23 protein-coding genes are annotated in these 25,688 nt (G+C 60.0%); 11 read left to right on the top strand and 12 right to left on the bottom strand.

The window, feature by feature from the left end:
- Positions 1-35 precede the first annotated feature (35 nt).
- The 4 genes from QCE64_RS14880 to QCE64_RS14865 all read right to left on the bottom strand — a co-directional run bounded on the left by QCE64_RS14880 (position 36) and on the right by QCE64_RS14865 (position 3,710).
- Complete coding sequence (locus QCE64_RS14880) at positions 36-1,814, bottom strand: ABC transporter transmembrane domain-containing protein (protein WP_310004554.1); 1,779 nt, start codon at positions 1,812-1,814, stop codon at positions 36-38.
- Positions 1,815-1,868: 54 nt separating this feature from the next.
- Positions 1,869-2,192, bottom strand: a complete 324-nt coding sequence (locus tag QCE64_RS14875; protein WP_309922596.1) for a hypothetical protein — start codon at positions 2,190-2,192, stop codon at positions 1,869-1,871.
- Between the two features lie 17 nt (positions 2,193-2,209).
- Positions 2,210-2,782 carry a sigma-70 family RNA polymerase sigma factor gene (locus tag QCE64_RS14870; protein ID WP_309922599.1) on the bottom strand — a complete coding sequence of 191 codons (573 nt, stop codon included), beginning with the start codon at positions 2,780-2,782 and terminating at the stop codon, positions 2,210-2,212.
- An 88-nt stretch (positions 2,783-2,870) separates the two neighbouring features.
- Positions 2,871-3,710 carry an oxidoreductase gene (locus tag QCE64_RS14865; protein WP_309922604.1) on the bottom strand — a complete coding sequence of 280 codons (840 nt, stop codon included), beginning with the start codon at positions 3,708-3,710 and terminating at the stop codon, positions 2,871-2,873.
- 96 nt (positions 3,711-3,806) lie between these two features.
- Between QCE64_RS14865 and QCE64_RS14860 the strand changes: the two genes are divergently transcribed.
- Entirely contained in the window at positions 3,807-4,751 is a 945-nt protein-coding gene (locus QCE64_RS14860) for an AraC family transcriptional regulator (RefSeq protein WP_310004551.1), read from the top strand.
- Between the two features lie 6 nt (positions 4,752-4,757).
- Here QCE64_RS14860 and QCE64_RS14855 read toward each other — a convergent pair whose 3' ends face one another.
- The 5 genes from QCE64_RS14855 to QCE64_RS14835 all read right to left on the bottom strand — a co-directional run bounded on the left by QCE64_RS14855 (position 4,758) and on the right by QCE64_RS14835 (position 9,206).
- The gene (locus QCE64_RS14855; RefSeq protein WP_310004549.1) at positions 4,758-5,855 is read right to left on the bottom strand and encodes a hypothetical protein; all 1,098 of its coding nucleotides are present in this window, start codon (positions 5,853-5,855) and stop codon (positions 4,758-4,760) included.
- The gene (locus QCE64_RS14850; protein WP_310005782.1) at positions 5,852-6,799 is read right to left on the bottom strand and encodes an ATP-grasp domain-containing protein; all 948 of its coding nucleotides are present in this window, start codon (positions 6,797-6,799) and stop codon (positions 5,852-5,854) included. The genes QCE64_RS14855 and QCE64_RS14850 overlap by 4 nt, the downstream gene beginning before the upstream one ends.
- 359 nt (positions 6,800-7,158) lie before the next feature.
- Positions 7,159-7,881 (bottom strand): class I SAM-dependent methyltransferase, encoded by a 723-nt coding sequence (locus tag QCE64_RS14845; RefSeq protein ID WP_310004548.1) that lies wholly within the window; start codon positions 7,879-7,881, stop codon positions 7,159-7,161.
- Positions 7,874-8,866, bottom strand: a complete 993-nt coding sequence (locus tag QCE64_RS14840; protein WP_310004545.1) for an aKG-HExxH-type peptide beta-hydroxylase — start codon at positions 8,864-8,866, stop codon at positions 7,874-7,876. Before QCE64_RS14840 ends, QCE64_RS14845 begins: the two co-directional genes overlap by 8 nt.
- Positions 8,867-9,068: 202 nt before the next feature.
- A complete protein-coding gene (locus tag QCE64_RS14835) occupies positions 9,069-9,206 on the bottom strand; it encodes a hypothetical protein (RefSeq protein ID WP_309815055.1) in 138 nt (45 codons plus the stop codon).
- A 458-nt stretch (positions 9,207-9,664) separates the two neighbouring features.
- On the opposite strand from QCE64_RS14835, the gene QCE64_RS14830 reads away from it, so the two are divergent.
- Positions 9,665-10,504 carry a helix-turn-helix transcriptional regulator gene (locus QCE64_RS14830; RefSeq protein ID WP_310004543.1) on the top strand — a complete coding sequence of 280 codons (840 nt, stop codon included), beginning with the start codon at positions 9,665-9,667 and terminating at the stop codon, positions 10,502-10,504.
- Positions 10,505-10,719: 215 nt separating this feature from the next.
- Entirely contained in the window at positions 10,720-11,409 is a 690-nt protein-coding gene (locus QCE64_RS14825) for a response regulator transcription factor (protein WP_309932836.1), read from the top strand.
- Between the two features lie 14 nt (positions 11,410-11,423).
- Here QCE64_RS14825 and QCE64_RS14820 read toward each other — a convergent pair whose 3' ends face one another.
- The gene (locus QCE64_RS14820) at positions 11,424-12,380 is read right to left on the bottom strand and encodes a GlxA family transcriptional regulator (RefSeq protein WP_310004541.1); all 957 of its coding nucleotides are present in this window, start codon (positions 12,378-12,380) and stop codon (positions 11,424-11,426) included.
- A 145-nt stretch (positions 12,381-12,525) separates the two neighbouring features.
- On the opposite strand from QCE64_RS14820, the gene QCE64_RS14815 reads away from it, so the two are divergent.
- From QCE64_RS14815 to QCE64_RS14780, 8 genes are all read left to right on the top strand, one after another.
- On the top strand, positions 12,526-13,497 hold the full coding sequence (locus tag QCE64_RS14815) for a nitrilase-related carbon-nitrogen hydrolase (RefSeq protein ID WP_310004539.1): 972 nt from the start codon (positions 12,526-12,528) through the stop codon (positions 13,495-13,497).
- A gap of 38 nt (positions 13,498-13,535) precedes the next feature.
- Positions 13,536-14,078, top strand: a complete 543-nt coding sequence (locus QCE64_RS14810; protein ID WP_310004538.1) for a carbonic anhydrase — start codon at positions 13,536-13,538, stop codon at positions 14,076-14,078.
- Between the two features lie 965 nt (positions 14,079-15,043).
- Positions 15,044-15,682, top strand: a complete 639-nt coding sequence (locus QCE64_RS14805; RefSeq protein WP_310004536.1) for a BRCT domain-containing protein — start codon at positions 15,044-15,046, stop codon at positions 15,680-15,682.
- A 1,157-nt stretch (positions 15,683-16,839) separates the two neighbouring features.
- The gene (locus tag QCE64_RS14800) at positions 16,840-17,220 is read left to right on the top strand and encodes a hypothetical protein (protein WP_310004534.1); all 381 of its coding nucleotides are present in this window, start codon (positions 16,840-16,842) and stop codon (positions 17,218-17,220) included.
- Between the two features lie 20 nt (positions 17,221-17,240).
- Complete coding sequence (locus QCE64_RS14795; protein WP_310004532.1) at positions 17,241-19,715, top strand: Hsp70 family protein; 2,475 nt, start codon at positions 17,241-17,243, stop codon at positions 19,713-19,715.
- A 2-nt stretch (positions 19,716-19,717) separates the two neighbouring features.
- The gene (locus QCE64_RS14790) at positions 19,718-21,136 is read left to right on the top strand and encodes an ATP-binding protein (protein WP_310004530.1); all 1,419 of its coding nucleotides are present in this window, start codon (positions 19,718-19,720) and stop codon (positions 21,134-21,136) included.
- Positions 21,137-21,179: 43 nt separating this feature from the next.
- The gene (locus tag QCE64_RS14785) at positions 21,180-22,859 is read left to right on the top strand and encodes a hypothetical protein (RefSeq protein WP_310004528.1); all 1,680 of its coding nucleotides are present in this window, start codon (positions 21,180-21,182) and stop codon (positions 22,857-22,859) included.
- Positions 22,860-22,865: 6 nt separating this feature from the next.
- Positions 22,866-24,281: a hypothetical protein gene (locus QCE64_RS14780; RefSeq protein WP_310004524.1), complete on the top strand. Its 1,416-nt coding sequence runs from the start codon at positions 22,866-22,868 to the stop codon at positions 24,279-24,281.
- Between the two features lie 157 nt (positions 24,282-24,438).
- On the opposite strand, the gene QCE64_RS14775 is transcribed toward QCE64_RS14780, so the two are convergent.
- Both QCE64_RS14775 and QCE64_RS14770 read right to left on the bottom strand, forming a co-directional pair.
- Entirely contained in the window at positions 24,439-25,191 is a 753-nt protein-coding gene (locus QCE64_RS14775) for a hypothetical protein (RefSeq protein WP_310004523.1), read from the bottom strand.
- A 123-nt stretch (positions 25,192-25,314) separates the two neighbouring features.
- Positions 25,315-25,688 (bottom strand): transposase (locus QCE64_RS14770; RefSeq protein WP_310004522.1); only part of this gene is annotated, 374 nt, incomplete at its 5' end.

Below are 25,688 nucleotides of genomic sequence, written 5' to 3'. Positions count from 1 at the left end.
TTGAGACGCGAGCGGCAGAGTTTTAGCGGAATGTTCTAAACGGCGTCGCTGGCGGCCATTGCACCAAACTGGAGCGCTGCAAGCTGGGCGTACAAGGGCGAGTCGCGCAACAGTTCCGAGTGACGTCCTTGCGCGACGATCCGCCCATGCTCCATCACCACGATGCGGTCGGCCTGCTGCACAGTGGCGAGCCGGTGCGCGATGACCAGCGTCGTGCGGTTCTGCGCGGCGTTATCGAGTGCGGTTTGCACGAGCCGCTCGCTGGCGGCGTCGAGGGCGCTGGTGGCCTCGTCGAGCAGCAGGATGGGCGGATTGCGAAGAATGGCGCGTGCAATGGCAATGCGCTGCCGCTGCCCGCCCGAGAGCCGCACGCCGCGCTCGCCGAGGAAGGTGTCATAGCCTTCCGGAAGCTGCTCGATGAAGTCCGCCGCAGCCGCCATGTCCGCCGCGCGGCGCACCTGCTCGGACGACGCATCGGGCATGCCGTAGCGGATATTGTCGAGCACGCTGCCAGAGAAGATCACCGAGTCCTGCAGCACGACGCCGATCGACTGCCGCAACGTGTCGAGCGACAGATGCCGCGTGGGTACGCCGTTGATCGAGATGGTGCCCGACTGCGGATCGTAGAAGCGCAGCAGCAGCTGGAACAGCGTCGTCTTGCCCGCGCCGGAAGGCCCGACCAGCGCGACGTGTTCACCGGGACGCACCGCGAGCGAGAACGCTGAAAGCGCCTCGATGCCCGGACGCGACGGATACGAGAAGCCCACCTGATCGAAGCGGATGCCCTCGCCTTTGGACGGCATCGGCACGGGCGTGGACGGCTCCGTGACCGGCGAGCGCGCAGCGAGCAGTTGCATGAGCCTGTCGGTGGCGCCGGCGGCGCGCTGGAGATCGCCCCAGACCTCGGCAAGCGTGCCAACGGCGCCCGCCGTGAACACTGCATAGAGAATGAACTGCGACAACTGTCCCGCCGACATCTGTCCCGCCAGCACCGCCTGTGCGCCGAGCCAGAGCACGAACACGATGGCCGCGAAGACGAACACGATGACCACGGCGGTCAGCGCGGCGCGCGCGCGGATGCGGGCCAGCGCGGTCTGAAAGGCCCTTTCCACAGCCGCGCCGAAGCGCTTCGACTCGACCGTCTCCTGCGTGTAGGACTGCACGGTCGGCATCGCGTTGAGCACTTCGCCGGCCAGCGCGCTGGCGTTCGCGACCGTGTCCTGACTGGCGCGCGACAGCCGGCGCACGCGCCGCCCGAAGAACACGATGGGCGCGACGACCACGATCAGCACGGCAATGATGTAGCCGGACAGCACCGGGCTCGTCAGCACCAGCATGCCGATGCCGCCCGCCGCCAGCAGCGCGTTGCGCAAGCCGAGCGAGAGACTGGTGCCGACCACGGTCTGGATCAGCGTGGTGTCGGTGGTGAGGCGCGAGAGGACTTCGCCGGTTTGCGTGAACTCGAAGAACTGCGGGCTCATGCGCATGATGTGATCGTAGACCGCGCGGCGCAGGTCGGCGGTCACACGTTCGCCGAGCCATGACACCCAGTAGAAGCGCAGCGCCGTCGCGCCCGCGAGAATCAGCGAGACGATGAAGAGCGCAATGAAATAGCGATCGATATGCGCGCGGCTGCCGCTCGCGAAACCGCGGTCGATCAGATAGCGAAAGGCCATCGGCAAGGCGAGCGTCGCGCCCGCCGAGGTCAGCAGCGCCAGGAACGCGAGCGCCCAGCGCCCGGCATAAGGGCGCAGGAACGGACCGAGCGCGAAGAGCGGACCCAGACGGCGGGTGGAAGCTTCAGCAGATGACATGAGCAGGAATGAGCGGTGAATGAGCCGATGGTATCAATCTATCGAGTGACGGATTCACAGACCGCTTTCCGGATTGCCGCGCGAAGCGGCGCTCATCTTGTCGCGCAGTTGCTCGCGTTCTTCTGGCGTCATGCGCTGCCAGCGTTGCCAGTGCCGGCCTCCGTGACAACCGCCGCGTCCGCCGCGTGCCCGAAAGCCGCCGAACAGGATGCGGCACAGAACCAGCAGGCCAAGTGCGCGCGGATAGTCGATCATCTGGGCATCGACAAAAAGTCCCGGCACGACCCAGTTATACAGTCGCATGACCACCCAGCCCACTGCCGCGATGAAAAGCACGAACAGCACTGCCTTGGCGAAAAATTTGCGGCGAAACCTCATGTCATCTCTCCTTCCGTTCAAGATTCGAAATCGTCGTGGGACGCCTGCAAGCGGGCACGCAGATGCAGCACCGCATAACGCTTGCGCGCCAGTAGCGTATTGATGCCGATGCCCGTCGCAGCCGCAATGTCCTTGAAGCTGCGGCCGTCGAGTTCATGGGCGATGAAGACATCGCGCTGAGTGGCAGGCAGTTCGTCGAGCGCGGCCTGTAGCGCTGCAAGCAGCGCGGCGCGTGCGTACGCGGCCTCGGGGCCTGCTTCCGGCGAAGGCAGCGCGAGGTCGAGCCGGTAGTCTTCATCGGTCTCGTTGTCGTCGATGGGAAGCGGTGTTTCCTTCTTCTTGCGAAACCGGTCGATGATCCGGTTGCGCGCGACGCGGAACAGCCATGCGCCCATCTGCTCGATCGGATCCGTCAGCCTGTAGGCCTCGACCAGTTCCTCGAACACGTCCTGGAGAATGTCCTCGGCGTCGTCCTGATCGATCACCCGCCGGCGAATGAAGTTGCGCAGCCGCGGCCGCTCACGGGCGACGGCAGCGGCGATTTCACGATCCTGTTCCGGCAGTGGACTCGGGGTGTGCGGCGTTTCCATACCCGTGATGACGTTTCGGGGACGGAGATATTGTGGCGTGCCCGGATTATTTTTTATTTCTTTGACCGGGCAGGCAGTGACGCTTGCTTCAGCCGTCCGTCGAGACCGTCACGGTTTCCCACTCGCGCAACTCGCTCTCCATGGCGGACAGCTTGCCTCTCACGAGCCCGAGCGCATCGCTGCCGAGCAGGAGATGCGCAGGCGGATGGCCGGACGCGATGGCGGTGAGCATCGCCTGCGCCGCCTTGCGCGGATCGCCCAGTTGCTTGCCGCTCTTCTCCTCGCGCGCCTGGCGGATCGGATCGAAGACCGCATCGTAATCCGCGATGGAACGTGGCGTGCGACGCATCGAGCGGCCCGCCCAGTCGGTGCGGAAGGAGCCGGGCGCAACGGCGGTCACGGCGATGCCGAACGACGCCACTTCCTTGCCAAGCGCTTCGGAGATGCCTTCCAGCGCGAACTTGCTGCCGCAGTAATAGGTGATGCCGGGCATGGTGATGAAGCCGCCCATCGACGTGATGTTCAGGATGTGGCCTCGCCGACGTTCGCGCATGAAGGGCAGGACGGCCTTCATCATTGCGACCGCGCCGAACACGTTGACGTCGAACTGCTTGCGCATCTCGGACAGCGGCGATTCCTCCATGACGCCTTCGTGACCATAGCCGGCGTTGTTCACGAGCACGTCGACAGGACCGATGGTGCGCTCGATCTCGGCGACAGCAGGCTCGATGGCGTCGAAGTCGGTCACGTCCAGCACGCGCGCGAAGGCGCTGTGGTTCGAAGACAAAGCCTCGAATTCACGCTTCGCTTCTTCACTTCTCACGGTACCGACGACCTTGTGTCCCGCCGCCAGCGCCTCCACTGCGAGCGCCCGGCCGAAGCCGCTGCTGACGCCCGTGATGAGCAGGGTTTTCTGGGTGGATGCCATGGAATATTTTCTCCGTGATGTGTTTCGGAGTAGGCAGAATAGTATGCTTTGGCGAGACGGATCAGCCACAAATCGCTATTTATGTTGCCTAAAACTATGAGCAATCAGTCCTCATCCGGCCGCAAACGCACGATTGCGCTGCTGCGCTCGCTCGCGCCCGACGAAGGCTATAACCTCACTACTTTGCCCAGTGTGCGCATCCTGCGCTCGGACCGGCCGCTGGCACGCACGCCGGTCCTGTATGACCCGGGCATCGTGATCGTGTGTCAGGGACGCAAGCGCGGCTATTTCGGCGAACGCCTGTATTTGTACGACGAGGATCATTATCTGGCGGTGTCCGTGCCCGTGCCGTTCAGCATGGAAACCGATGCAAGCGCCGAGCGCCCCCTGCTCGCACTCTATCTCCATCTCGACTTCACGCTGGCAGCGGAGCTTGCGGTGGAGATCGATCGCACGGGCGTCGCGGCGGCCGTGCAGGCGCCGCAAAGCATGATGTCCACGCCCATGGACGATGCAATGCAGGGCTCCGTCCTGCGCTTCCTCGAAGCGCTGCACAGGCCATTGGACGCCGCCGTGCTGGGTCCGGGCCTGCTGCGCGAGTTGTACTTCAGGGTGCTCACCGGCGCGCAAGGCAGCGCGATGCGCGAGGCGCTGGCCATGCGCGGACAGTTCGGGCGGATCGGCAAGTCATTGCGGATGATCCATGCCGGATATGCGCAGGCGCTCGACGTCACGCAACTGGCCGAGGAAGCCGGAATGAGCGTGCCGAGCTTCCATAGCCACTTCAAGACCATCACCCAGGTCTCGCCGATGCAGTACGTCAAGTCGACGCGCCTCCATCAGGCACGCTTGCTGATGGTGCGAGAGGAACTGACGGCGGAGGCCGCGTGCATGGCCGTGGGCTATGCCAGCGCCTCGCAGTTCAATCGCGAATTCAAGCGCTTGTTCGGACTGACGCCGGCGGCGGAAACCCGACGCATGCGCGAGAGTTTTGCCATACCGGCGGCGTTCGATGGTGCGGAGTATGTGTCGTCGCATTGAAGTGCGTCAGGCAGCGGTCGATTCAGTGCGTCTCGCATCGATGCAGGCGGCGTGGAATGCCTTGGCCACGCGCTGAAAAGGCGAAGCGTCGTGCACGTCTCTTGCAAGCATGAAATAGCAAAGATAAGGAAAGATCTGCTCGCTCAGCATCTGACTGCATTCCACCGGCAGCATCGCGGTAATGTTATCGATGGCCATGATCTCGATGCCCGACTTCGCGCGGCAGACCGGCTCGGCAAAACTCGTCGGGGCCGAATACAGCGGAATGGGATTGCGCGGATGCGTTGCTTCACAACTCACGTCGCCGATCAACCTGATCTTCGTATGCGGGCCGATCATTGCATCGTTGAGGAACAGCGGCGTATCGGCGGCCAGCTTGATGCAATTGAAGACGAGTTCGTAGTCGTGAACCCGCTCACGAAGTTCGGGATGATCCTGCGTGATTTTCGGTGAGCGATCGTACGCGAGTCCGAGTTCGTCGAGCAGCCACGTCACGCCGCTGCCGGATTTACCCTGATGTCCGATCACCAGCGTGCGCGGCGCGCGGAAATCATCGCGCACAAGGGCTCGTGCATAGCGCACGAGTTCATTCACGCTCGTGAATTGCTCCGGCACATGGTAGCGCCCGGCGCGAACGCCTTGCTTTTGCTTCCAGATGTCGAGGCACGCCGTTGCCGCGGCCATGCCGGCGAGATAACCTGCGCCGCCCGTGACCAGTTGCGCGCTGAAGTTGTCCTTGATCTGTTCGAGGTCGTACAGGAAGCCGCCGCCGCGTTCGAAGCGTGCGAGCAGACTGGCCGCTCCCTGCTGCCGTTCAAAGGCATGCGCGAAGTACATATGCCGATGCCGCAGCGGGAACGTTGCATCCGGCAATTCCTTGAGGCCGAGAACCAGCGTGTCACGATGGGAGAAACGCCAGCTGCCGCTTTCGACGAGCGTGCATCCCACGTCCGAATAGGCGGAATCGGGATAGATGCGTTTCTCCGATGATTCGACGCATACGGTGAAACCGTTCTTGACCAGAATGCCCGCATGAACGGGAATCAGCGGGGTCCGACGTTCCTTTGTTCTGTATTCGGCCCGTAGCCACAAAGTGTGGTTCATGCTGCGTGCTCCCATTCAGAGTCTGCGCCGGCGTTCGTGGCTTCGCAAAAGAAGCTTGTTTCCATCGCGCGGAAGTGAGCGTAGTCGCGGGCCAGTTCTTGCGGGCTATCCGCGACGAGCATCGCGTAACCGGGATGTCCGAACGTCTGCCCGGTTCGTTCGAGCCTTGCGCCCTTTGCGAATGTCAGCTTGATGCTCATGAGGCCCGGCACGGACAGGAAGCGCGCGAGGTGGGGCTGTTCGGCCACCGTACCGGCAAACTGCGAATTCATGTAGATGAAGCGGGCATGACGCGCGGGCGCCGTCACGCACGCCGCCTGTCTCGCCTCGAAGAGATGAGGCGCGATCACACTGTCCGCCAGTACCGAGACCTGGCTATAGCCATGGCATTGCTCGACGACCGAGTAGTCGATGCCACCCGCCAGCCTCGCACCCGTTTCGATCAGACGAGGACCGTCTGCCGTCAGCATGACTTCGGTGTGAGCCGCGCCGTTGTGGATCTGCAAGGCATCGAGAACGTCGTGCACATAGGCCGACAGAACGGAAAAATCGGGGGCGTCGCGGCGCACCGAGTCCGCGTATTCGTCGATGATCTGCGTGCCCCGGTGATGGTTCACTTCATGCCAGATATCCGTCACGAAGTGCCGCCCTGCTACCGACACGGTATTCACGACGAAGTGGCGGCCCTCGAGATATTCCTGGATGACATATTCATCCTTGGTCTCGCCCACCACATTCAGGCGGCCGATATTGCGCTCGAAGATCGCGGCAATCTCGGCCTTGCTTTCGCAGATGCCGACGCCATCCGAGTACGCGCCGAGCGCGGGCTTCATGACCACGCGCCTGAAGCCGGACGTTTCATACCATGTCAGGATGGCGTCGAGATCATGCGAATGAAATTGCGCCGCGCACGGAACACCATTGAGGCGCAGCGCCTCGACCATGTGGTACTTGTGACGATGCAGGCGTGCACTTCCGGCAGGATTGCACGGAACGTCGAAGAACTGCGCCAGCTTGTTCGCAGGAATGACGCCGCTGTCCCCCGCCACGACGATAGCCTTGACCTGATAGGGCTTCAGCTCGGAGACGAGTTGGAGGATTGCCGCGTCATCGTGCGACGTCAGCTGGATCTCGCGGCTGCACCAGTCGGGGCACGCTGAAGCGGCGTCTGCTGCCATCGGACCTGTTCTCACATGCACGCATTGATAACCACGCCCATGCAACGTCGGCCCGATATAGAAACCCTTGCGGTCCGCACCGACGATAACAATGACCTGCCTTTGAAGTTTCACGGAAAGTGCCTCTAGGAAGATAAGGAGTCTGCGCGCGCGGGGGCCTTCCTGATGACGACGATCGTCTGGCCGGCTTCGGTCGCCGCGCTCACGGGCAAGGTCCTGAGCAATTGATTGAGGCGCCAGCGCAGGTAATGATCGTGGGACAGCTTGTCGATCCAGGGCTCGAGATCCGCCAGCCATTGCTGCACGTTCCAGCGTGCAATGTGCAGTTCCTGATGCACTTCGGCGGACGCTGCGGCGAAGTCGATCGATTCCAGAATCTCGCCAGCGGAAAGACCGGCGCGATGAAAGAAGCCAAAGCTTTGCAGCAGTGAGTTCGACCACTCGCATAGTGTGTAAGTCGTGCGCTGCGAGGCGATCGTCTGGTCGAGCCATGGCTCGCAAATGACAAGACCGTAGCGGGCCACGCGCGCGCCTTCCCGGATGGCGTCCGTCGGATTGGCAATGTGGTGCAGCGAGTTGGCGATCAGCACCCAGTCGAAGGTGTTGTCTTCGAATGGGAGGCTGCGCATGTCGCACGCTCGTGCATCGACGCCGGCGTGCTTCAGGGCAGACAGTGAAGGCTCGTGAACGTCCACGCCACTGACGTGGATGTTGTGCCCGTGCTTCAGGGCAAGCAGCGTACGGCCTTCGCCGCATCCCATCTCCAGCAGCGTGTCGGGATACGGCTTCAACTGGCTCAGGCGTTCGACGAGACGTTGCTCGAGCACGCGCAATGGAGAATCACACATGACACAGGGTCTCCGTCATTGCATCGAAAAAGCGCTGGCCGCACGGCGTGAATGCCGCCGATGACCGGAGGATCGAGTCTCCCTGAATGAACTTGTCGAGATAGATCGCCTCTCGTGCAGCAAAGGACAGCGGCAGCGCGGACAGGCTCATGCGATCCATCTCGGCACGCGACGGACAGGGCGCCTCGGTGTTGCGAATAGCATCCGGCGCGTGCCGATAGGCATGCAGCAGACGGAAGAACACGAAATGCGCATGCAGAACGCCCTTCAAGGGCCGCAGCGTCTGTCGTGCAGGCGACTCGGCAAGCGCCGCTCCATTCGTCAGCAGCGGATCGAAAGTCATGAGCATGTTCAGATAGATATGCGCTGACTCGTGAACAATGCGATCGAAGTAGAAGAACTGCGTGGACTTCTCGGGCGAATCCATCGGCGGCCGCACGAGGACCGTACCGAACGCCGCAAGACTCGATGCGGCTTCGGCGGAAAACGACTGCGGCATCAACTGCACGACGGAAACCAGACTGGAGAGCTCGTCCGCGAGATGAGGCTCGCTCGCGGCGAGCGCCATTTGCAGCGTCGCGAGATGACGGCGCGCCGATGCGGCTGTCCAGCGGGGAATGCTGTCGGTGTATCCGGGGTACGTAACGGATTCTTGAGCGTCGATCGCGAGATGACTTGCTTCGGACAGCGTCGCGGTCCGGTGAGCGCGCATGAAAGACAGCGCGATTTCATCCATCCGTTCGCGAACTTCAAAGCGATCCGCGTAAGGCATGTGCAGACACCTGCGCAAGGCTGCACAGCGCGCGGCGACGGCACGACCGTCCGACTGCGCCATGCCTTGAAGCAGCGTGAAGTAGTCGAAGTACAGACGCGGAGAAAAGCGGCGCGCGGTGTCCAGTCCTTCGACTTCATCCTCAAGACCGGCAGCCGAATCCGGCAGCAAACGAGCAATCGGCGGCAGAACCTTTTGCAGAGAGTCTTTCATGTTCTCCTGCAAGGCGGTCCGTATGAGGGTGCTGCGTCCGGAGGATGGCAGCACGAGGTCTTGGCACAGGTCCGGTTCAAGGAGAATTCGGGGAGTGGTTTTCATCGGACTGGCGAACGCTCGACGCGTCCGCATGAACGGAAGAATCGCGGGGCGGCGAGCCGCTACATGACGTCGTAGCGACTGCGCGCCCCGCGTGCGGTCACATCAGGTACTGGACAGTGGGAACGAAGTCCGTGCCGTCGGCGACGATGCCTTCGGGCAGCGTGAACGCTTGTTCCTGCGGCGCGATGAGGTCGTTGATGACTTGCTCGTTGGTCAGATTCACAGTTGCATTCATGATGCTTCTCCAAAGTGAGGTGAATTGGATCAATCTGCTTTCTCAGGTGAGAACCAGCGTCCAGTCATGAATGTAGGCCGCATCTGTTAGCGCAAAGTTATGGGTGTGACGGTTGCCTCGAGGGTTGGGCGCCAGCCACGCGGAGGGATCGGAAACCATCCAGCCCGCGACACGCACATGCCGAAAAACGACGAGCCGTCCCGAACGTTCGGATTGAATTGCTGCGATGCGACATCTCCATGACCAGTTGCACGATCGTGCGAATACCGAATCATGAAATTGTGCTGAAATCGTCGCTTTTCTTGGGTCAGAGCGCCAAGACTGGCCTGATTGGCGTTCTTAAGATAGCGCCCACTGAACCACTGGTATTCAAGTGGACATATGGCGGTTAGTAAGCTTCTAGTTGGTACAGAATTGGTTCAGACGGAGTGATGCGGTGCTCGCACCGCGCATTTCCAGTGATAGACGACCTGCGCTCAGTCGACTATCTGCTCATGGTGCTCGAGCGCGATCCCTACGGCATCGTTTTCAAGGCTATGAGCAATCTTATGAACCCGCGAGACTGTGCAGGCATTCTTCCCTTCACTCACTGTGTGCGCTCGGCTGGCACCGAGGACTTCGGCATCGGCTTGATTGGTGCGCTTGAAGGACTGGTCGAGATCGATCACTGCGCACTGGTGAACGTCAAGCCGCGTCATGCGGAAATGGCGGCGTTTGCGAGCCGCCGCAGGGGCGTTGGCGCTCGACTGACAGAGGCCTATATCGGCGGATGCTATCGGGAAGATCCGCTGGTGCGCGAATTCTCTGTCTCCGGAGATGCCTCATGCACGCCGGCGATGCGGTCCCTGATGCCCGCATACACTTTCAATGAAGCTTATTTCGAACGCTTCTTCGTGGAGCCGGGTCTGGTGGACAAGTTGTCCATCGTCGTTCCCGATGTGGAGCACACCTCTTATCTCAGCCTCTATCGCTCGAAGGAAATGGGCTGTTTCACGGATCAGGACAAGGCACGCATCTGGGCCTTCACTGAGTTGCTCGCTTCGCTCGTTTCCATTCACACACGGCTATGCGCCACGCCTCGCGTGCCACGGGAAGTGTCGGTGAAGTGGCACACGGCTTTATCGGAACGCGAGCGCTGTGTCGCGAAGCTGCTCGGAAGCGGTGAGACCGCGAAGACCGTGGGCGCGATGCTCGAACTCTCTCCGGCCAGTGTGGTGACGTACAAGCAACGCGCGCTTGCCAAGCTTGGCATCGCGACGCAGCGGGAACTCGTTGCGCTGACGGCATTGCTCGGCTGATGCACCTCGCATGTCTGTCCTGTTTCGATAGGACAGACATGAACAAATGATCGATCTACACTGCATTTGCTCGACTGATCGCACTCAATAAAACGCGGCGCCGGGCTCATCTTCTGAAGCGTCTGTTCACCATAGTTCGGATCTCGAATGAACGGATGCTGTTCAGCCTCCTTGAATTGATTGCGACGGACCGTCGCCAGGAAAGAAGGGACATCATGCGCGTGTTACTCATTGAAGACGATCTGCAAGTCGGTCAAAGCCTTTTTCGTGCGCTGAAGGAAGCGGATTATCAAGTCGACTGGGTGCGCGATTCGCGCGCCGGCGGTCTTGCGATTCATGCGGCTTATTACGCTTTTGTGCTGCTCGATCTTGGACTCGAATGCGGCGGGGGTCTTGATTTGCTGCGTGCTTCTCGTGAAGCGGGTAACAAGGTGCCTGTTCTGACCTTCACGACGTCAAGTGACCCGCATGCACGTGTGCGCAGCCTCGATAGCGGCGCGGATGATTGTGTGATCAAGCCGTTCGATGTGCGTGAAGTGCTCGCCCGCATTCGTGCTGTTCTGCGGCGCCAGGCGGGATATGCGACGTCGCGTATCGGCGATGAACAGATCGGACTCGATCTCGATCATCGGACGCTGTGGAGGGATGGGGCGGCTTCGTTGCTGTCGGCGCGGGAGTTCGCGCTGATGCATGCGTTGTTTGAGCGGCCTGGTGCGATTCTCTCGCGCTCGCAACTGGAAGAGCGGATTTATGGGTGGGGCAAGGAAGTCGAGAGCAATGCGCTCGACGTGCTCATTCACTCAATGCGCAAGCGGTATGGGCGTGCGCTCATTCGGAATGTGCGCGGGATGGGATGGATGCTGGTTCGGGGGGAACAGGGTTCTCGTGCGGCCATGGCGCATTGATGTGATAACGCTCGCTAGCTGTCTGTGACCGGTTCCCGCCGGGCGCTTCTGCGCAGGACGTCTGCGGGCACACCAAAGGTGCGAAGGAACGCGCGGCGCATCCTTTCCCGGTCCGCGAAACCCGTTTCCTGCGCCACCACGTTGATCGTGTGCCGGCCTTGCTCGATCATGAATCGCGCTGCTTCCAGGCGAAGCTGTTCCACGGCTTTGGCCGGTGATTGCCCCGTCTCGGCAGCGAAGGCTCGGCTGAACTGACGAGGACTGAGGTTGGCCACGTCGGCCAGTTCCTCGATGGTGAGCGGATTGCGCAGGTTGCGGCGAATGTGCGTGAGGACCAGTTCGATACGGTCGGACTTGGGCGTCATGTCGAGTAGCGCGGAGTGCTGCATCTGCCCGCCGAGACGACGCTGATTCATGACGAGGAGTCGCGCCACTCTCTTCGCGGTCTCCGCACCGAGGTCGTTTTCGAGCAATGCCAGTGCGAGATCGATGCCCGCCGTCATTCCGGCCGACGTCCAGATGGGGCCGTCGTTAATGAAGATCCGGTCTTCCTGCGTAATGACGTCTGGAAACCGTGCCCTGAACTCTGCTGCATGCGCCCAGTGCATGGTGGCGCGCCTGCCGTCCAGCAATCCGGCTTCGGCCAGGACGAATGCGCCGCTGCATATCGATGTGATCCGTCTCGATGCTCTTGCTGCCTCTTGCACGAAAGCCACTACGGCGGGAGCCGATGACGGGATGCTCATCTCCGTGATCGAGCCCACGATGACCGTGTCGAACGCGGCATCGCCGAACGCTTCAGTCTCCAGCTTCATGCCGCCCGATGACTCGACAGGACCACCGTGTTCAGACAACACGTGGACGTCGTAGCTCTGGCCTCCGTGCGGCAGATTCGCGACCTCGAACACCGTCAGGGCGGCGAGGCTCATCATCTGGAATCTCTTCGGCACTATGAAGCCAACACGGTGCATGGTTGATCCTGCGGTTCTGCGGTTTTGCGGTTTTGGGGCGTGGGGATGTCATGAAAGGTGGCAACAACGACATGGATCGTAATAGCTCGCGACGCTAAGGTACAAGCACTTCTCTCACCGCTTCGCAGCAACAAGGATCGCCGCCATGTCGAAAATCATTCGGGCCGCCGCCGTTCAGATCGCACCTGTTCTCTATAGCCGGGAAGGGACCGTTGATAAGGTCATAAGGAAGATTCTGGAACTCGCTAAACAAGGCGTTCAGTTTGCGACGTTTCCTGAGACTGTCGTTCCCTATTATCCGTACTTTTCTTTCATCGAATCGCCGTTTGCGATGGGGGCGGAGCATTACAAGCTGCTCGAGCAAGCGGTGACGGTGCCTTCGGATATGACGCGCGCCATCGGTGAGGCGGCGCGGCAGGCGGGCATGGTGGTGTCCATCGGCGTCAATGAGCGCGACGGTGGAACGCTCTACAACACTCAACTGCTGTTTGATGCCGATGGCACGCTCGTGCAGCGGCGTCGGAAACTCTCGCCGACTTATCACGAACGAATGGTATGGGGAATGGGCGATGGGTCCGGGTTGCGGGCTGTTGATACGGCTGTGGGGCGGGTTGGGCAGTTGGCCTGCTGGGAGCACTACAACCCGCTCGCCCGTTATGCGCTCATGGCCGACGGGGAAGAGATCCATTCGGCCATGTATCCGGGGTCGTTTGCTGGGGATCTTTTTTCGGAGCAGATTTCGGTGAATATCCGGCAGCATGCGCTGGAGGCTGGGGCGTTCGTCGTCAATGCTACGGCATGGCTCACTTCTGAGCAGCAACAGCAGATCTTGCGCGATACCAATACGACTCAAGTCGGGCCGATTTCTAGCGGATGCTTTACCGCGATTGTTTCGCCTGAAGGAGAGTATTTGGGGGGCGCGCCGTTGAGGGAGGGTGAAGGGGAAGTCATCGCGGATCTGGACTTCTGGCAGATCGATAAGCGCAAACGGATGATGGATTCACGAGGACATTACAGTCGGCCGGATGTGCTCGGGCTTGTCATCGATCGGGAGCCGAAGTTGCATGTTGTGGAAAGGTCGGGGTTTGCGATGGGTGATGAGGCGGAGATTGTTTGAGCTTAGTGTGATTTGAGTCACTTATAGGAGCAGACAAGATGGACTTCAACGATGTCATGCTGGAACGGAACGCTGAATTCGTAGGTGCCGAGTTCGCAGCGGAGCTGAAGATGATGCCTTCGACGGGGACCATCGTCGTTGGTTGTGTTGATCCTCGGGTTGATCCTGCGTACGTGCTTGGGTTGAAGCAGGGTGAGGCGGCTGTCATTCGCAACGTCGGTGGGCGGGTCAACAAGAACCTGCTAGAGACACTCGCGGTGCTGAGAGTCGTATCGAAGGCCGCAGGTCGGCCCGATGGGGCGCGGAATCTTGTGCTGCTACAACATACGGATTGCGGGATCATCGGGTGCTATAAGCATGCGCCCGCTTTGCTGGCGAAGCATCTCGATGTACAGGTGGATAAGCTTGATGGACTCGCTGTCACCGATCCGTATGAGGCTGTGGCGATTGATGTCGCTGCGATTCGCGGGAATATGGATCTTGACGATAAGCTCGTCGTCTCGGGGGTGGTTTATGACGTTAAGACGGGGCGGGTGAAGGTTGTCGTACCTCCTGAGGCGTTGCGGGAGACTTCGGGCTGAGATGGCTGGCCGCCGTGACTTTGCGCCGTTGGGTCATGCAATCTAGTTCGAGCGCGCAAGGCCAGTATTCAGTGTGAGCGGTGGTCGCGTTCAGTCGCATGCAGCATCAGCAGAACGGCGACCTTCTATGCAAACGCACCTCAATTTATTGAGATGATCTCGCCAGCCCTTCCCTTTAGCCAATTTGACGCGTACTTGCCTATTCGCAACTATCGAAGATACGACCAAGACAGGAGGATCGATAACCTGATCGTCACAGAACGTGTACGGTTCGATGGAGCGTTTGGACTAAATCTCCAAGGTCACTGAGCACAGAGTGTTCAATCAGCTGTGGTCGCGGCCTTCGGCCGTTCTTTCGGAGGAAGGCTTGTTAGCCCTTGAATCGCGTCCTTGTAAGCCAAATGTTCGGCGAATCTTCAGCGACTATTCTCTATTCCGGCCTCGTCTTTTTCAGATGCGAGAGAGGAATTTAGTTGAGTTGTGAATGCTGAATGCTTTTTCATGGATGACGTCAGGAGAGCATGAAATGTTATCGGCTCGTCAGACGCCGCCTAGAGGAGATGGTCTAAATTCCTTCGCAAACAACATAAGCCCTGTGGTTTCGCTCGAAACTCAATGCGGATGTTGACAAAGGCATGAAGTCGCTACAAATTAGCGTTCGCGCGCGTTTGAAGGAACACTGAGAGCCAGACTGCTATACACTGCTGCGATCAAAGATAAATGTTGCGCGAACTCGCACATAGAACAGCCGGAAACGCAGCGCCGCGACAACAAAAAATAATCAGGGAGAACACCGTTGGATTCCGCGTCGTGATTCATCGCTTTCCCAAAGCGCGAAGATCGCGGCTTTCCATTGGAGACATGCTGTTTTCCTACCGGGCAGACCTTTTTGTGATGCGTGGGCGTGACCAGGCGGCACGGTAAGGTCTTCATCGATACCTGCCCGAAGAAATAAAAGGGACTACATGAGCACGCAGTTAGATAGAGACGGACAGCCCCTGATTCGCGCTTTCCGAGGACAAGCCGTAGCAGAGCGGAAACTCGATGAGCTGATTGGTATCGTCAAGGGGGTATTGGCAGACGGCGTCGTCTCTCAAGGCGAAGCCGAATTTCTGCTTCAGTGGTTGGAAGCCAACCGTGAGGTGGCGGCCATATGGCCGGCCAACGTTATCTATCCGCGCCTCGCAGAAGCACTGGCGGACGGCGTCCTCGACCTGCGTGAAGAAGGAGAGTTGCTCGAACTGCTCTTGCAGACTGTCGGTGGCAATGAAGCGCCATCTCAGGGAGATGCCTCTGATTCGACGATGCTTCCGTTGACGCGCCCTGCCCCTGCCGTAGTGTTTGCAGATCGCAGCTTCTGCTTCACCGGGAAATTCTTTTCGGGCACGCGCGATTGGTGTCGCCGCCAAGTCCACGAGCGAGGCGGAATTCCCGCCGACGGAATCACAAAGAAGCTGCACTATTTGGTCATTGGGGAAATCGGCTCTCGCGACTGGCTGCATTCGACATACGGCACCAAGATTCAGAAAGCGGTATCGCATGCGTCCGCGGGGGCGGCGCTGGCGATTGTTAGCGAGGAGCATTGGGCGAAGCACCTGGGTTGAACTGGAGCGCGGTCTCTCGACGTGGAGCTTCATTCTCGAGGCCGCTTCGGTGTCTCACAGGTCCGACGAGGGACTGGTTCTCGGACAGACCAGAGGCGGAATTCGGGAAGCTGTTCGACCATAGCCAACGCTCGCCATTCTTCCTCCGTGCGGCTGCAGTTCAACGTGTCGCTGTCTTTCGCGATGGGTAGCAGTCGACATCGGCTTCCACGAACGGCGAATGAGTCTTGACGACCCGCAAGAGTCGTCCGCGAGTCGAATCTCCAAGGGTCGCTTTCCGGCTGTCCCAGCCACCGATTAGCTCGGCGGCGAGGTGCCAGCTCTTGACGTTCTAGACGAGCTGTCACGTGCTGGATGACGCAGGCACAAACGGGTTCGGGAGAGGTAGAAAACGAGTTCCCTGCCGGGTCCGGCAACCGTCGGTCGAATAGACGGCTTGAAGAGACATAGCGACTACCGGGACGGTGGGACCGTAACGCAAATCGACGCTCGAAGTAGAAAGCCAGCCAGACGGTTGACTTTCACTCGCGGCACGTCTAGCTGGAACTGGAGCAACAGTGATCTTCTTTTTTGGCACAACCGGCGTTTTTATGCGGCCTACCGACGGTGTCTGCGGCAGCTTATGCAACTCGATGCCGGCAGCCCGCGCAGTCGCGAACGAGTTCAAACGGCGAGGCGACTTCTCCATCGACGCCGAGCATATTCGGGCCGAGTAAAGAAGTAGCCGCGAAATAGGAATTTGCATAGTAGCCGCCCTCCAGCCACCGTTTGCTCACGTGACTTTTTCTTCGCCCGCGCGCTACTCGGCAACGCCCTCTCGAAACCCTTTGCGGACTAAAGCGACCTGTCGATCGCGGTTCGAGCGCGTTACGCACACTAAAGCCGCGTCTTTCATAATGCTTCTTCCATTCTTACAAATTGCGACGTCATACTGGCGCGGGTTCGAACCGGAGATCGCCTGGCTACGGGGGCAGGTGTCTCCCAAATGCTATTCCTACAGCGGTTTTCGACTCAAGAAGCATGACGAAATGCCGATAGTCCTTTGAAAAATGAGTGAGGCAGCTGTGAACCAAAACCAAGGCACAACGGACACTCTGCCTGGCGCTAGGGCGGTCTGTAACTGCTTTTAAGCAAAGATTATGTACTGGGAGGAAAGGATGATCGGAGCGCATGAAACGGTGAAGGAGAGCGCCGAATTGAAGGCGTTGATCGATGTATCAATCGAAGGTTGGCGGTTCGTTCGCGTGTTCAATCGCCTCGCGGAACGGCTTGAGTTGAATGAAGTGGCGCGATATACCAATCAGGCCCGCTACTTCCTAAAAAAAGTCGATGATGGGCTCAAACCCTTTGGTTTGCACATCGTGAGCGTCGAAGGTCAGATTTACGATCCCGGCATGGCCATCTCCGCATTGAATCTCGCCGACTTCGGTCCGGAAGACACTCTTGTCGTGGAACAAATGCTCGAACCGATCGTCATGGGGCCCGACGGCCTGGTGCGCGGGGGAACGGTCATGTTGATGAAGGCGGAGCAAGCATGAAACACTACGTCGGCATCGATTTGGGCACCACCAACAGCGCGATCTGTTCTTACGACGGCACCGACGTCTGCCTCTACAAAAGTCCCGATCAGAACGATGTGACGCCATCGGCCATCTTCGTCGACAGGCGGAACAACAAGTACGTCGGCAAGCGCGCCTACGACAACGCAGCTCGCAATCCGGAAAGCGGGGCGGTCCTGTTCAAGCGTTTTATGGGCACGAGCACGCCGATCCATCTGGCCGCGGCCAATATGACCATGACGCCTGAGGCTTGTTCAGCCGAGATCCTGCGCGTCCTATACGGCTATTTGCCGGAAGGCATTCGCAACGATCCGGACACGGGAACCGTTATCACCGTTCCCGCCGCGTTCAATCAGATGCAGAAGGACGCCACCATGGCCGCCGCGGAAGAGGCGGGTCTCGGCAAGGTGGCGCTCATGCAGGAGCCGGTGGCCGCGGTCATGACCGTGATGCGCCAGCGCAAGAGCGACGGCATGTTCCTCGTCTACGATCTGGGCGGCGGCACGCTGGATATCGCTATTGCCGAGAGCATCAACGGGCGCGTGAGTCTGCTTTCGCACGGCGGCATCGCGATGTGCGGCGGGCGGGACTTTGACCGGCTGCTTCTGGATAACATCGCCAAGCCGTGGCTGCTCGACAATTTTGATCTGCCTGAGAACTTCTCGTCCGATCCCCGTTATGCCACGTTGCGGCATATGGCGAGTTGGGCGATCGAGCGCGCCAAGATCGAACTATCGTCAAACGAAGAGTCGATCATCTCGCTTGATGACAGCGAATTGCGTATGCGCGACGAATCAGGCAACGATATATATCTCGATATTCCGCTGACTCGCGCGCGCTTCGACGAGTTGATCGCCGACCGGATCGAGGAATCGATTCAGGCCGCCCGCGATGCGATGAGCAAGGCGAATGTCAGCCCGCATGACATCGGGCGCGTGGTGTTCGTGGGCGGCCCGACGCAGTACAAGCCGTTGCGCGACAAGGTGGCGTTCGAACTCGGTATCGCCGCCTCCACCGATGTCCGTCCGATGACGGCCGTAGCGGAAGGCGCGGCCGTATTTGCAGAATCAATCGACTGGTCGAGTCAGAACCGTGGCCGCAAGAGCGGGCGCGGCGCACTGGCTGCGGGCGGTGCGCTCGACTTGACGTTCAACTACCAGGCGCGCACGCCGGACACGAAGGCCAAAGTCGTTGCGAAGGTCGGCGGAACAATCACGGAAGGCGCAGCCTTCCAGATCGATAGTCTCGACACCGGCTGGTCTTCGGGTCGCGTTGCACTGAAAAACGCCGCCACAATCGAAGTGCCGCTCGCCAAGCCGGGCGAAAACCACTTCAAGGTCTTCGTGTTCGACGCCGCGGGCGGTCCGTTGATGCTGAGCAGCGACCGGATCGTGATCGCCCGCACGGCAGCGCAAATCGATGCGATTCCCGCATCACATTCAATCGGCGTCGAGGCGCGTGAGAAGGTCGGCGGACGGGTCGGGCTCGAGTATCTGGTTCGCGAAGGCGATCAGTTGCCCAAGCGCGGCACCGTCGCTTTCAAGGCCGACGAGACATTGAGCGCGGGCGGTACGGGATCGATTAATTTCAAGCTGTGGGAAGGCGAAATCGAGGATCCCGTAACGGATAACCGTTTCGTCGGGAAGTTCTCGATCGAAGCCCGGGACTTCGATTCCGGCGTGATCGTCAAGGGCGCGGAACTGATCTGCGAATACGAGATCAACGATTCGGGCGCGATCGTGCTGGAGGTTTCGGTTCCGTCGATTGGCGGCTCGTTCAACAGCGGCCGCAACTTCTATTCGCGCCTTGAAGGCCAGATCGACTTCACGAAGGCCGCACACCGGATCGAAGACGAGGCCGCCCGGCTCGACGACCGTTTGCGCGAGTTCTCGTCGCTGGTGGAAGACGACGCCCGTCTGTCGCGTGCGCACGAACGCATCGCGCGAGCGGCAGAAGTTCGAGGGGGTTCCTGTGATCCGGAATCTGCCAAACAGGCCATGGACGATTTGCAGGAAGCCAAGCGTTTGATGGCGCAGGTGCGCAAAGAGAACGCCAAGGTCATCCGGCGCATGGAACTTGACAAGACCGTCGGTTTCTTCGATGCCCACGTGCGTAAGTTCGGCCGTCCAGCCGAGATCACCTCGTTCGATAATCTGGCCAGAACGGCACAGCGCGCGATCGAAAGTTACGGCGGCGACTTCGAGTCGCATCTGAGCGAAATGCGCTCAAAGAACTTCGCCATTCTCTGGCGGCAGGACTGGTTCGTCATCGACCGGTTCAAATGGCTTTCCGAGGATGCCTCGCTGTTCCCGGATGCACAGGAGCATCTCGCATTGTGCCGTGCCGGACAACAGGCGATGCAGAACAACGAGATCGACAAGTTGCGCTCGGTCGTCAGCAATCTGGACGCGATCAGAATCTACTCGTCGGCCGAAGACGACATGATCGCCGCGTCGAACATTCTCGTAGGCTGACCGTGACGATCGAAAGCTGGTTGCCGGTGGGCTGCGAACTACCGGACGGTGCTTCGTGCGGCCGTCCGCTGTATGGCGCCGATGCGTGGCAGATCATCGCGACGCGCGGCGCTGGCCGTGCCTTGCTGGTGACGCAGGCGTTGCACGACAAATGGGCCGCCGCCGGGCTGACCCGACCGGGTGATCTGTTGCGCTTCCAGTTCGGCGCGCAGGCCTTCTATGAAGTCTCGTGCGGACCAAGCAGGCGGCTCGAATCCTTGGCTGATTTTGCTTCGCCGTCGGGTAGGAGCGAGGCATTCGCGTTCGCGAGCGCGCTGCGCGAAACGCGTTCGATCGACGCCACGAGTGCGTTGCAGGACGCGCTTTATGTCGAGACGCTCGGCAGGTTGCTTCCCACCTACGACGCGCAGGCGTCCGTGACCGACGACGTGGTGCTCGGCGCCTGGCTGACTGGTGGCGTTCAGGTGTCGGCGCGGTTGATCGGCCGGTTGCAGCGCATGCTCACTTGGATCGATGCCGTCCGGCTGCGCGATGTGGTGCGCACGTCGGGCATCGAAATCGACGAAATGGCGCAAAACGAGCAGGACGGCGCGGCGTTGGCAACCACCGGCTCGCACGCAAAGCTGTCAGCCGGCCATGCCTCGGCTGACGTCTTTCGCCTGTTCGGACGCACCGGGCTGGAGTCGTTTTTTCACGAGCATGTGATCGACATCGTGCAGAACCGGGCGCGGTATCAGGCATTGGGCATCGAATTTCCTGCGCCCACGATCCTTCATGGACCGCCCGGCTGCGGCAAGACCTTCGCGGTCGAGCGGCTAATCGAGTATCTCGGCTGGCCCGCGTTTCACATCGAAGCCTCGACAGTGGCGAGCCCCTACATCCACGAAACCAGCCGGAAGGTGTCGAAGATGTTCGAACTGGCGATCAAGAGCGCGCCGTCGGTCCTCGTGATCGATGAGATGGAAGCGTTTCTGGCTGATCGCGAACATGGCGGCGGCGGAAGCCATCACCGGGTCGAAGAAGTTGCCGAGTTCCTGCGGCGCATTCCAGAAGCCACGCGCAACGAAGTCCTGATCATTGGCATGACGAACCGGATCGAGATGATCGACCCGGCAATCATGCGGCGCGGCCGTTTCGATCATGTGATTTCAGTGGACTTTCCGAACGAGCAGGAGGTCGGTGCATTGCTGGAGCATCTCCTTGCCAGTCTACCGAAGGACGCAAGTGTCGATGCCGACGAACTCGGAAAGGCGCTCGCAGGGCGGCCGCTGTCCGATGTTGCGTTCGTCGTTCGCGAAGGCGCCCGACTGTCAGCGCGCTCCGGCGCCGATGAACTCTCCCAGGAATATCTGCTGGGCGCGCTCCGGGCTACGCCGTCGCGCCAGGACGCGCCAGCGGCACGACGCATCGGCTTTGTTTGAGCAATCGGGTACTCGGAACACTGTCTTTCGAACAACCGTTGACATGCTGCATACAGTTGAAATGCAAATGAACAGTAAAATGACTGAGACGGCGCTGCAGAAAAATCCGTTCTGCTTGCTCGGACTTTCGACGCGAGACAACCGCCATCGAATCGTCGAGATGGCCGAGGAGCGTGCGCTCTATATCGACAGCGAAGCCTGCCTGAAGGCGCGCGCCGACCTCATCAATCCCCGGTCCAGACTGACGGCCGAGTTGGCATGGCTGCCCGGCGTTTCGCCGCGCGTGGCTGAGAACATCACGCACGCGCTCGAAGCGAATACGATCAGCGCCGACCTCTACGAACGCCTCGCGCCCTTGCCAAAAGCCAATGTCATGGCGGCCGTGTGCGAGCGAAAGACGGGCAGTGAGCCGGTCAGCGCGATTGCATCGTTTATCTGCGCATTCGTCGATACCGTCGAGGCGGTCGACCTCGAAGACGTGCTGCGGGATATCAACGAAGACCGCCTGCTTGCAGGTTTCCCGGACGTTCCGATAACCGACGCCGTCGAGCAGGATTGGACGCGTCGTCGCAAGGACTATCGTACGGCGCTGAAGAACATGCTCGACGGCATGCAGGCCGATACGCTCGTTGAAGCCATCACGCAGGCGGTCGAGCGTGCCACCGGCGACGGCGAGCGACATGCGCCTTTGTTGCTCGACGAACTGGTCGATGCATACGAAGCGGAAACCCAACAGTTTCTCGAAGCCGAGGCAACGAATCTGCGTACGCTGATCGGCAAGGCGCTCGCCGATGCGTCCGGTGGCCTGGCGGCTGTGAATCCGACGCTCGACCGGATCGAGCAGGTTGCGAGGAACTGGGTATCAGTTGCGAAGCCGATTCAGGTTTCCGCCCGATCGCGTGGGATGTCGCATCAGTCAAGCACGGACGTAGCGACGCGGATGCGAAGTCTGGGCGTCGACTTGAACAATGAGCACGGCCTGCTGGATTGCGCCGACCGCATGACACGTCTGCTCGGGAATCTGTTCGTCGATCTGCCCGAGTTTGGCGACACGCTCGCCGAGGACGCCAAGGCGATTAAAGGCCTGCGTCAGAGCGCCACGGACACGCAACGTCAAAATGCCGAGTGGGAGCGGGAGATCGCGTTCGAGGCGGACGTCGGCGTCGTGTTCAGGGATCGGCTGGCCGTGGCTTCGCAGGGCATCACCTGGAAGGGGCGGCAATTTCCGCTCGATTCGATCCGGCGCGTCCGCTGGGGAGGCGTGCGCCGTTCGGTCAACGGCGTGCCGACCGGTACCGACTATCACGTCGCCTTGTCGATCAAGGATGCAGGCGAGCAGAACATCAACTTGAGAAAAGAATCGACGTACACAGGCTTCACCCAGGCTCTATGGCGCGCGGTCTGCGTCCGCCTGATGATCGACATGCTCAACCGACTGGAGAAAGGCGAGACGCTTCATTTCGGTAGCTTCTCGGTCGAGGACGGCGCGATCACGCTGCCGCAGCACAAGTTCTGGAGTAACAACGCGCCTTTGCGGCTTCGCTGGAGCGACGTGCATGTGTGGTCTGCCGATGGCCGGTTCGTGGTCGGAAAACGTGACGACAAGAAAGTGCACGGCTCGGCATCGTACATCAAAGATTGGGACACGCACCTGATCGAGCATCTCATTCGCGGAGCCTTTAAAAAGGGCGCTGCGAAGCTGACCGATTATTTGAAGGGCTGACGGAATATGAGCCAATCCGAGGCAAAAAAGGGATTTGCAGCGCTTAACTCGATGGTGTCGGACATCGAAGCGACCGTGGCCGCGCGACCCGCTTCGCGGGCAGATGATGCAAAGGCTGCGACGGTCGATACACCGCCAGCGGCAACCGTCGAACCGTCTTCATCGACGCCGGCGGAGCCGGAGCGGGGTTCGGGGCTCTGGATGCTGATCGTGCCGGTCGTCCTAATCATCTTGTTGGCGATCTTCGTGCTCGGGACCAATTCGAAAAATGAATCGAATCCCGGCAGCACGCTCGAATCGTCGGCTTCGACACCTGCCGCCTACACGCCAGTGCCCGTCGAGAAGACGTCTGCACCGGAGGTCCAGCCTAGCCAGGTTCCCTCGGAGAGCATGCCGCCGGCCGGGAGGGAACTGGTCTTGTCGGCGTCCCAGATTCGCTATTGCTTATCCGAGAAGTTGCGCATTCAGGTGTGGCGTACCCGGATCGAGTCGACTTCGGAGCCCTCGCTGCAACCGTTCAACGATGCAGTGAGCGACTACAACTCGCGCTGTTCCGACTTCCGCTATCGAGGCAACACGCTCGAAACGATCCGCGCCGAAGTGGAGGCGAATCGCGCGGCGCTCACGCAGGAAGCGATATCGCGCGCGGAGCGTTTCGAGGTCAGCGCGGCGCCGCTATCCATGCCTGTTCCGCCCATTCTTCCGACGACGTCGACGATCCCCGCGGCGCCAGTCGATTTCGCCAACATTCCGGGCAAATCGTCCAACTTGAACGATTCGACGAGCTTTCCGGTTGCAGCGTCGCCCCAGACCTTCACCACGAGCTTTGATTGCACCAAAGCCTCAGTGGATGCGGAGCACATCATCTGTGGCGATGCAGAACTGGCGGCGTCGGATGTCGAACTCGCCAGCCTCTTCGCGCAAGCGCAAGCGGCGAGCGTCGACAAGGATGGGTTCAAGCAGCATGTGCGCCAGCAATGGAACGATCGTCAACGATATTGTCACGATCGCGACTGCCTGGTGCATTGGTACGAACGGCAAAAGACGTGGCTGACGGCGGTGGTGAGCGGCCAAGTCCTCTCCAATGCAAAACCTGCAGACGCAGCGATCCACTGGGCGCAGGCGTTGGCCCAGCAGCACGCGGACGCAGAAGCCGCCTACGATCTTGCGAAGCGGCACCTCGACGCCGTCCACGCGTCATGCCCCGATGCCATTCTGATGCAACAAACCCCACAGAAATCGGGTCCCTACAAGCCGGTCGTGCTGTTTCTCAGCAGGCAGTGCGGATACATCGTGAGCTATTGGCCCGACAGCGGTGAAGAACAGATTTCGTTCGATCGGACCATGATCGAAAACTGGAGCGGATATTGTTCGACGCGCGTCGGACCTCAGACCACGTGCATCAAGGGGAACGGTGCATGAGTTGCTCGGAGAGGCGATGGAAGTCCGAATCCGAACGACCATCAACATACCATCCGGGCGCTGAAAGCTGTCCCCTTGTATCTGGACATTTGGCAATCCCTTTATGAACTGCGACGACGGCCGCGCAAAATCCCCGCTTGTGTAGCCGTCGCAACGGCTACACTTCATCGTTGATGACCAGCGCAGGTGTGACTTCCGACCCATTTGGGACATTCGTTTGGCCGAGAAGCGGACGCTTGAATGCCATGGGCCGCGCCATACCGATACGGAACATGTCTAGTTCCATGCCGCAACACTGTTGTCGCGATATGCGGTTCTCCTGAGCTCTGCATGCGGACTGCAACATGTGCGATATTGATTTGACCGGACGACAAATTCCGTCGATCGCAGCCTTTAGTTTCGAGACCAATGCGGCTCGGACGGCTGCCTTATCCTTCTCTTCCCTTGTGCACGAATATGGAATCACTCGATTGAAACCTAGATCAAAAGGGAGATCACCAATGCTGCCAAAAGCAGTGTTGCAGACCATGACAATGCGGTCGGGTCCAAGTGCATTAAGTGCATAGCCAAGTTCGACCATGACATTAGAGTTCGCCTGCCTCTCTGCAACCAAGGACACGTCGGCGATGAAAACATCACATTGCTTAATCTTCTCAAGGATCGTGTCGAAGATCTTCGGAGAACCTGGTCGGCCGTTTGTATCACTGTCGACCCGAAGCGAATCTTCGACATTCATTTCAGCGTTGAGAGTCTCCACTGCCTTGTCGATGCAGGTAAGCACGAGTCCTCTGTTGGTGGAATTCGGCAAAGTCGATTGCCACGAGTAGAAGACCGTCCAAGGCCCGTTATCCTTGACCGTCGGTATCGTTGTCATACGCAGATACCGTTGAAGAGCATTCTTGATGTACAAGACCGCGTCTGCGTACTGCTGCTGCCCGTTCCCTCGGTTGAGTGTCGAGGCGCTTTGTAATCCAAGAACACTTTTTTTCAGGTTTAATGTAAGCGGCCGGCCAACCCATCTTGACGAGCGAGTTTAGGCGGCGGCCGAGAGTGGCTGCCAGCGATGCGGCAGCAGCGAGTCGATGTCGTTGGCCTTGTGGGTTGGCAAGCGCGTCAGCACGTCCTTCAGATACGCGAGAGGCTCAAGCCCGTTCAGTTGTGCCGAGCGGATCAAGCTCATGATGGCGGCCGAGCGCTGACCCGCACGCAGTGATCCGGCGAACAACCAGTTGGACCGGCCGACGGCCCACGGACGGACCTGGTTTTCGACCCAGTTGTTGTCGATCGGCACATTCCCGTCATCGAGATAGCGCGTGAGTGCGCCCCATCGTTTCAGGCTGTAGTCCAGCGCCTTCGCAATCGCCGAGCCCTCCGCAACGAGTTTGCGCTGCGCCATCAGCCACTCAT

It is taken from the genome of Caballeronia sp. LZ043 (assembly GCF_031451075.1).
Taxonomy (GTDB): domain Bacteria; phylum Pseudomonadota; class Gammaproteobacteria; order Burkholderiales; family Burkholderiaceae; genus Caballeronia.
Note: the sequence above shows the minus strand (reverse complement) of the source record. Positions and strands in the feature narration are given on the sequence as shown.

Bases quoted from the DNA above. Each gene is read 5' to 3' on its own strand.
- QCE64_RS14780 (WP_310004524.1), top strand. From the start codon at position 22,866: ATGAGCCAATCCGAGGCAAAAAAGGGATTTGCAGCGCTTAACTCGATG.
- QCE64_RS14820 (WP_310004541.1), bottom strand. From the start codon at position 12,380: ATGCACCGTGTTGGCTTCATAGTGCCGAAGAGATTCCAGATGATGAGC.
- QCE64_RS14800 (WP_310004534.1), top strand. From the start codon at position 16,840: ATGATCGGAGCGCATGAAACGGTGAAGGAGAGCGCCGAATTGAAGGCG.
- QCE64_RS14825 (WP_309932836.1), top strand. From the start codon at position 10,720: ATGCGCGTGTTACTCATTGAAGACGATCTGCAAGTCGGTCAAAGCCTT.
- QCE64_RS14815 (WP_310004539.1), top strand. From the start codon at position 12,526: ATGTCGAAAATCATTCGGGCCGCCGCCGTTCAGATCGCACCTGTTCTC.
- QCE64_RS14840 (WP_310004545.1), bottom strand. From the start codon at position 8,866: ATGAAAGACTCTCTGCAAAAGGTTCTGCCGCCGATTGCTCGTTTGCTG.
- QCE64_RS14860 (WP_310004551.1), top strand. From the start codon at position 3,807: ATGAGCAATCAGTCCTCATCCGGCCGCAAACGCACGATTGCGCTGCTG.
- QCE64_RS14880 (WP_310004554.1), bottom strand. From the start codon at position 1,814: ATGTCATCTGCTGAAGCTTCCACCCGCCGTCTGGGTCCGCTCTTCGCG.
- QCE64_RS14835 (WP_309815055.1), bottom strand. From the start codon at position 9,206: ATGAATGCAACTGTGAATCTGACCAACGAGCAAGTCATCAACGACCTC.
- QCE64_RS14785 (WP_310004528.1), top strand. From the start codon at position 21,180: ATGCTGCATACAGTTGAAATGCAAATGAACAGTAAAATGACTGAGACG.
- QCE64_RS14865 (WP_309922604.1), bottom strand. From the start codon at position 3,710: ATGGCATCCACCCAGAAAACCCTGCTCATCACGGGCGTCAGCAGCGGC.
- QCE64_RS14870 (WP_309922599.1), bottom strand. From the start codon at position 2,782: ATGGAAACGCCGCACACCCCGAGTCCACTGCCGGAACAGGATCGTGAA.
- QCE64_RS14805 (WP_310004536.1), top strand. From the start codon at position 15,044: ATGAGCACGCAGTTAGATAGAGACGGACAGCCCCTGATTCGCGCTTTC.
- QCE64_RS14845 (WP_310004548.1), bottom strand. From the start codon at position 7,881: ATGTGTGATTCTCCATTGCGCGTGCTCGAGCAACGTCTCGTCGAACGC.
- QCE64_RS14875 (WP_309922596.1), bottom strand. From the start codon at position 2,192: ATGAGGTTTCGCCGCAAATTTTTCGCCAAGGCAGTGCTGTTCGTGCTT.
- QCE64_RS14810 (WP_310004538.1), top strand. From the start codon at position 13,536: ATGGACTTCAACGATGTCATGCTGGAACGGAACGCTGAATTCGTAGGT.
- QCE64_RS14855 (WP_310004549.1), bottom strand. From the start codon at position 5,855: ATGAACCACACTTTGTGGCTACGGGCCGAATACAGAACAAAGGAACGT.
- QCE64_RS14850 (WP_310005782.1), bottom strand. From the start codon at position 6,799: ATGGTCGAGGCGCTGCGCCTCAATGGTGTTCCGTGCGCGGCGCAATTT.